This window comes from Methylophaga sp. UBA1464, assembly GCF_002325665.1.
Lineage (GTDB): Bacteria > Pseudomonadota > Gammaproteobacteria > Nitrosococcales > Methylophagaceae > Methylophaga.
This window is the reverse complement of record NZ_DCSO01000114.1, coordinates 21022-27969: the sequence shown is the minus strand read 5'-3', so window position 1 is coordinate 27969 and position 6948 is coordinate 21022. Positions and strand designations below refer to the sequence as shown.

At 36.6% G+C, this 6948-nt stretch carries 6 protein-coding genes; 4 read left to right on the top strand and 2 right to left on the bottom strand.

Annotation, left to right across the window (positions count from 1 at the left end):
- The 4 genes from B3O33_RS15365 to B3O33_RS15350 form a co-directional block, all read left to right on the top strand.
- Window positions 1-297 (top strand): hypothetical protein (locus B3O33_RS15365; RefSeq protein WP_292363921.1); only part of this gene is annotated, 297 nt, incomplete at its 5' end.
- Window positions 298-413: 116 nt separating this feature from the next.
- Entirely contained in the window at window positions 414-1166 is a 753-nt protein-coding gene (locus B3O33_RS15360; protein ID WP_292361824.1) for an SGNH/GDSL hydrolase family protein, read from the top strand.
- 21 nt (window positions 1167-1187) lie between these two features.
- Window positions 1188-2861: an MBOAT family O-acyltransferase gene (locus B3O33_RS15355; RefSeq protein WP_292361761.1), complete on the top strand. Its 1674-nt coding sequence runs from the start codon at window positions 1188-1190 to the stop codon at window positions 2859-2861.
- Window positions 2851-3921 (top strand): SGNH/GDSL hydrolase family protein, encoded by a 1071-nt coding sequence (locus B3O33_RS15350; RefSeq protein ID WP_292361762.1) that lies wholly within the window; start codon window positions 2851-2853, stop codon window positions 3919-3921. Before B3O33_RS15355 ends, B3O33_RS15350 begins: the two co-directional genes overlap by 11 nt.
- 60 nt (window positions 3922-3981) lie before the next feature.
- Here B3O33_RS15350 and B3O33_RS15345 read toward each other — a convergent pair whose 3' ends face one another.
- Window positions 3982-5436 (bottom strand): GMC oxidoreductase, encoded by a 1455-nt coding sequence (locus B3O33_RS15345; protein WP_292361763.1) that lies wholly within the window; start codon window positions 5434-5436, stop codon window positions 3982-3984.
- Window positions 5437-5613: 177 nt separating this feature from the next.
- Window positions 5614-6948, bottom strand: a 1335-nt coding sequence (locus tag B3O33_RS15340) for an O-antigen ligase family protein (RefSeq protein WP_292363920.1), incomplete at its 5' end; no start/stop codon positions are given.

Sequence of the window (6948 nt, the reverse complement as noted above, 5' to 3'; positions counted from 1 at the left end):
CCAGTTGAGGAGCAACCAGTTGTTACAGAGCCTGAAACAGAAGTAGTTGAAAACACGCCTGAAGCTCCAGTGCAACAGGAACCAGTTGTTACTGAACCTGAGACTGAAGTCGTCGATTCAGGCAATGATACTGAAACAGTTACAAGCTTTGAGCGTCCGTCCTGGGCAAGCCCAAGACCAACAAGTAGCAGTAACTTTACTTATGATAATCTTATTGAGTCTATGCAGAATGACTATACTAATGAGAGTGCATCAGAATGTAGATTTTTTGCTAGAGGTAAATGTTTAATTCGATAAGTCTCTAAGTTTTAATTATTATCAAGCCCGGTTTTTACCGGGCTTTTTTTTTGTCTTCTGACTGATATTCTTTAGACTATAAGATAGAATCATCTGAAGGTTTAATTTTTGTGGGTATGATGGTCAGTAAATTTCTATTATCAAGACGCTTCATTGTTATGATCAGTGGTGTTTTACTGCTGATAAGTTTCATATTGCTGAAGATTTCTCACAGCATTTATACTGAAATGCTTGAAGTGAGATTGGACCCTTCACAGCAACGCTTTTACCAGACAGATAATCTGAGATTAAAATCTGACAGTATCAACTCAACCAGCTACCGGGTAGTTCTATTTGGTGATTCACGCATACAAATGTGGGATGAAATACCACAGATCGATGGTTTTGAGTTTATTAATCGTGGTATTGGGGGACAAACGACCGCACAGGTAGCATTGAGAGTTGAGAATGATATATTGGCCATCAATGCTGATGCTGTGGTTCTGCAATTAGGTATCAATGATCTTAAGGCAATAGCCTTTACACCCGATAAGCGCGATAAAATTATTCAAACTGTTCAGGATAATCTCCAGAATATAATTGAAACATTATTAGCGCATGATATTGATGTATATTTGATAACAGTTATTCCAGCATCTACACCTCAGGGGAAATGGTATTTCTTATGGTCGGATGATATTGATAGCGCTGTTGTAAATATCAATAATTGGATAAAAAAAATAGATAAAGATGGCGTATATATTCTGGATCCAACAACGAAATTAACTAATGGATTAAAAACTGATAAAAATTTTTCTCTTGATACACTGCATTTAAATGAAATGGGATATAGCATATTAAATAATATGTTAAAAGATACTTTTAAATAAATTTATGGATGAATAAGCCCTTTGTTATTTACATCATTTGATTTCGCAATATTTTTATTTATTGTTTTAATTGCCTATTGGGTTCTTAAAAAACAATTATTTGCACAAAATGCATTGATTGTTATTTCAAGCTACTTTTTCTATGGTTATTGGGATGTTCGTTTCCTGTTTCTAATCGTCTTATCCACTGCAGTCGATTACTGCATGGCACAGATGATAGATGAGGGGGAAATATCCAAAAAAGACAGAATACAAGTTTCAGCATCTCTGCTGGTCTCAGCACTGATTTTCCTGGTGATTCAGTATGATGCAATCAATTTTGATTTAAATATTCTCAGGCTCACGATTGACTGGTCAAATTTGTTAGCTAGTTCCCTTGGTTGGCAGGTTTTTATAGCTACTTCAGTCGTCGTTGTTGCAGCAAATATTCTCTATTCTCAGTTTTCTGGATTTATCCAACATAATAGAAAGAAAGTATTTTTATTTATAAGTATTGCTACAAATTTAGCAATACTGGGGTTCTTTAAATATTTTAATTTCTTTGCTGATAGCTTTGTTGTCATGTCTGAATCGCTGTTTGGATACACCCCTGGGGCATTCACTTTAGATATTATATTACCGGTTGGTATTTCCTTTTATACGTTCCAAACGATGAGTTATTCCATTGATGTTTATCGGGGTGAAATAAAAGCATCGAAAAAACTAACCGAGTTTGCAGCGTATGTTTCTTTCTTTCCTCAACTTGTTGCTGGCCCGATTGAGAGAGGTAAACTTCTTTTACCTCAGTTTCAGAAAGTCCGACCTACCCCGGAGTGGTCGGATATTCGAGAGGGTGTCTGGCTGATATTTTGGGGGTTATTCAAGAAACTGGTTATTGCGGATAACCTGGCAAAGATTGTTAATCCAACTTTTGAATACTATGCATCGGGTGCACCAGCAGGGGGTATACCACCGACGGACAGTTTAAGCCTGGTAATTGTTTTATATGCATTTGCCTTGCAAATTTATTGTGACTTTTCCGGTTACACTGATATTGCCAGAGGAACCGCAAAATTATTTGGCTTTAATTTAATGATAAATTTCCGTTTGCCATATTTTGCAACCGATCCCTCCAGTTTCTGGCGTCGTTGGCATATTAGTCTTTCTACCTGGCTAAGAGACTATCTCTATATTCCATTGGGAGGGAACCGTCGAGGCTCACTCCTGACATACAGGAACTTGATGTTAACCATGATTTTAGGTGGCTTGTGGCATGGAGCAGCCTGGACTTTTGTAATATGGGGTTTTTATCAGGGCGCTTTACTTGCAATATATAGGGCTTTAGGAATAGATGCCGAAATGGGAGGAAATTATCCACAATGGAAAAAGGTACTAATGATAATTTTCTTTTTCCAGTTAACGTGTATTGGTTGGTTAATCTTCCGGGCTGATAGTCCTGCAACGATTGTGAGCTATCTGGAAGGCATTATTTTTAACCCACTCACCACACCCCAGACATTGGAGCTATTAAAAACACTGCTTTTTTATTCCTGGTTTTTAATCATCTTCCAGGTTTTTCAGTACAAAGCGAATAATTTAAATCCCATGCAGCACTGGCATTGGTTTATCCGACTTAATATATGGGTTTATATTATTATGTCATTACTTGTTTTAGCGGCTACCGGTGGACAGGAATTTATCTATTTTGCTTTCTAAATACATTAAAATTTTATTCAAATATAGTTTTATATTGATTTGGATATTTGTTGCAGCTGAGGCTTTTATGCGTGTTTTTGAGCCACAGCCAATCTTACCTCGCTATGTTGAAGCAGGTGATTTCGGTATCCGGGTCAATATGCCGAACCAGGTGTATAAGCATCAATCCCCTGATTTTGAAGTGATCATGCGGACAAATTCAAAGGGTATCCGCTCAGATGTTGAATATGCTTATGAAAAGCCTGATGGAACGAAAAGAATCGTTATCCTGGGTGATTCATTTGGAATGGGCTATGAAGTGGAGTTGGAAGACACCTTCACGCAAGTGATGCGACGGGAATTAATGAGCACGCTTGATCAGAAGGTTGAGGTTATTAACTTATCAGTTTCCGGTTATGGTACAGCTGAACAGCTGTTGATGTTGCAAAATGAAGGCATTAAATACCAGCCGGATTTAGTTTTGGTCACCTGGCATGATACGGATCCGGATGACAATATTCGGTCTAACTTATTTAAAGTTGAAAATAATCAACTCGTCCGTAGAAATGCAACCTATTTACCTGGTATTGAAATTCGTGAATTTCTTTATCAATTCAGTTTTTATCGCTGGTTAGCCGGTGAAAGTCATTTTTATAACTGGTTCAGAGGTTGGGCAGCAAATACCATTAAAGATTTGCTGGTAAAACGTAATGACCCGCCTGAAAAGTCACAAGTTACAGATGAAGTTGCTAAAGAAATCGAGAACAAACAACCTTCTCGTAAAGAAGTTTTATCATTATTTTTGTTAAAAGAAATTAAAAAAGTCGCTGAAGAAAATCAGGCAAATTTATTAATTCTTGAAATACCAACAAGAAAAACGCGGGTTGATTTTCAATCCAGCTTAAATGAATTTTTACGAGATGAGTTTAATGTTGTCAGTCCCATTGTCGAGCTGCAAAAATCGGCAGAAGCTAGCCACCTTATATACCATGAAAGATCCCATGGACACTTTACGCCATTGGGATGCCGAATTATCGGAGAGTTGCTTGCAAAGCGTATTCTCAAAGATGGGCTGCTTTAAATCATAACCAGTTATATGGATTATACTTATTGATTAACTTTGATGAATCAATCACCACAGTTATTCAAAAGATGTTAAATGATCAGCTAATCTGTATGTTAATTGTAAAAGAGGCATAGTTGGGTTCCCACCACCTCCTGTCGCAAAGACACTACTACCAGCCACATATAAATTTTCTGTGTCATGAACGCGGCAATTTTCATCTACAACGCCATATTGTTTTGATGAGGACATACGAGTTGTACCCATCTGATGAGAATGGTGAGAAATCTCGATTTTTTCATCATGATTAGTAATAAATGAATTTAACTTTACTCGTCCAAGGTTACTATTAGCAAAATCTTCTGCAATTGCTATTGCTGTTGTTCTAATAGAGTGTTCATCTGCCTCACTGAGTTCCCAATTCAACTTTAGACGGTTCAAACCAAGATTATCTTTTTCATCAATTAAGCTTAATTGACTTTTTTTATTGGGGAACTGTTCAAAAAGTGTAGAAATGATCCCTTCGCCAATACAGTCATGGCGATATAAAAATTGTAAGCTCTCTGATAAACCAAATTTACATGAAAGTTTGTTAAATAGTGCTTTTAATTCTGCAGTTCTTCCATAAGTCTTGATTTGACTGACGGTTCCAAAAGTGATGTTACTCAAACCGGTATTCATTTCTTTAGCAAAATTAGGAGAGGTCATAAATTGCATAGCTTCGATTTCTCCCCATTCCGCCTTGTTTGAAACAAATTCTCCTAAACGGATGTTGAAATGCTCCATAAAACATTTACCAACCATTCTCGTTTGGTTGCCAATGCCTTCGGCAATTTGAGAGTTGGAGTTTAGTAGAATTCGCGCATTTTCAATGGCACCCATTGCAATAATAAATTTGCGTGCTGAAAAGCCTTGTTGATGGTTTCTGTAGTTCTGAATGGTTATTGAATCAACGGTTTTAAAATCGTTTTTCAACCTAATATCAACTAAATTGGCATTTACGAATAAATCAATATTACTATGTTTATTGAGTTCGTTTAGAAATTTATCGCGAAACTTAACGTTACTGGATGCATAAATATCCGGAATAAAATTCTCGCTATTAATCTTAGTCCCTTCGGCAGGTTTAAATGTATTATCTTTTTCTAGCTCAAGTACCTCAATGGCTTTGGGTAAAAACTGGTTTATTTCATCAAACGATATAGGCCAGCCAGGTAGCCCATTAATAATTTTATCTTCAAAGTCAAACTTAACAAAAGGGCGGCATCTGCCAGCCCAGTGATTTGTAGTTCCACCTAAAAATCGTAATCTGAAAAGATCAAGCCAGTAGGGATTCGTATCAGTAACCTCACCGGCATAAATGTCTTGCGATTGCTGACTATATTCTTTATCTCCGCCCTCAAAAAGCGCAATAATGTAACCTTTATTTGCGAGTTCTAATGCTAACGTTATTCCTGCAGCACCAGCACCACAAATACAAAAATCATAACTTCGTTCTGATGCGTTTGAGTATTCATTGAAATTAATAATCATAACTAGTTTTATTAATCTCGAAGGTCATTTTTGGTGATTAGCCAACCGTTAAGTAAAAAGCTGTCTTTTCCTATAGTTGTTATGTGTATGTCAGATTTTCTTAAAAAATGTAAAATCCCAATATTAAAAATAGAAATGCCTATAACACCTAAAAGTCCACTCTTTAGCAACTTTCTTCTATGATAATTCATTATTTAGTCCAGGTTTTCGGTTTTTATTGATATTAATATAAGCAGAAGATAAGGCAATAAGAACCCAGTAAAACGTTGGTATATAGCTGACAGAACTCACGGTAAAAATGGTAAACATTACTCCAGCAATACAGCTAATAAAAACTCTACCAATCAGCTTTGATTCTATATCAATATCTGGTCTTTTGATAATCTTTCGACACCGAAAAATCAGAAATACGAATACACCTACAAATAACAACAGGGCGATTAGTCCGTAAGGAAGCAATATTCCAATATAAGTATTTACTACGTCAATGATGCCTTCACCTTGGCGGAGAGACTCCATCTCAGGAGTGCTTCTGAAATTAATGTCGCCAAATAAAGGGTTTTTCTTAAAAAGAATCATGGAGTTTTCAAGCAGTTGGGCCCTGTAGTCAAACGTATCAGCTCTCTCATCACCTACAAAGGGAAGAAGTTCAACATATTTACTACCCACAGGGGTAAGACTTGCCAGTATTAACAGGCCTAATCCCAAAATACCGTACTTAACAAGTTTTCCAAAACCATTTCGACCGGTCCAGATAAACATCATTGTCATTAAAGCAAAGCCTATCCACGGACCTCTTGATTTTGTTGCCAGTAGACATAAGATAATCGCACCAAAAGCCAACAAACCTAACTTTCGGTTTTTTATGAAGTGTTGCAGGTACAATAAGATGGCACCAGCATAAATCATCACATAACCCAAAACAATCGGTCCAAAAAATACAGCCATGGCTCTCAATCCACCACCACGGATATCCCGATATTGATTGAAAGCACTTTTAAAGCCAATTTCAGAGCCGATGGATGTGTACATAAACCAACTGCTTAATAACTCAAATACACCGATTAACGCAAAAGGAATAATGCCAATAAATAAAGCAGTAAGTGCTAGTTTAAGACGCTCATGGGTATTAATTAATCTGGTAATAACGTAATAGGGCACAAAGATATCAATAAATAACAGAAAGGATTCACGCCCGGCATTAGTAATAGTGTTATCTCTGAATTGCAATAAGGAAACTAAAACAATAAACGTGATTATGTATTTATCGGTAGGAATGGAAAATAATTTTTGGGATGATTTTAGACTAATGAGTGCTGGCAGTAACAAACTGATAATCATCAAGTTTGGATAAGTTAATAGGAAAAGGTTTTGTATACCAGCAAAGCCGGGTATTTGTGCATCGATAAGTGGTATCGTGCAGATTAAAACCAGATAAAAATATACTCGCTGGATTGAATTTGCTGCTATTTTAACATTCGCAACAATAAAAACCGCCGCGGCAATAAACCC

Bases quoted from the DNA above. Each gene is read 5' to 3' on its own strand.
- B3O33_RS15360 (WP_292361824.1), top strand. From the start codon at position 414: ATGATGGTCAGTAAATTTCTATTATCAAGACGCTTCATTGTTATGATC.
- B3O33_RS15345 (WP_292361763.1), bottom strand. From the start codon at position 5,436: ATGATTATTAATTTCAATGAATACTCAAACGCATCAGAACGAAGTTAT.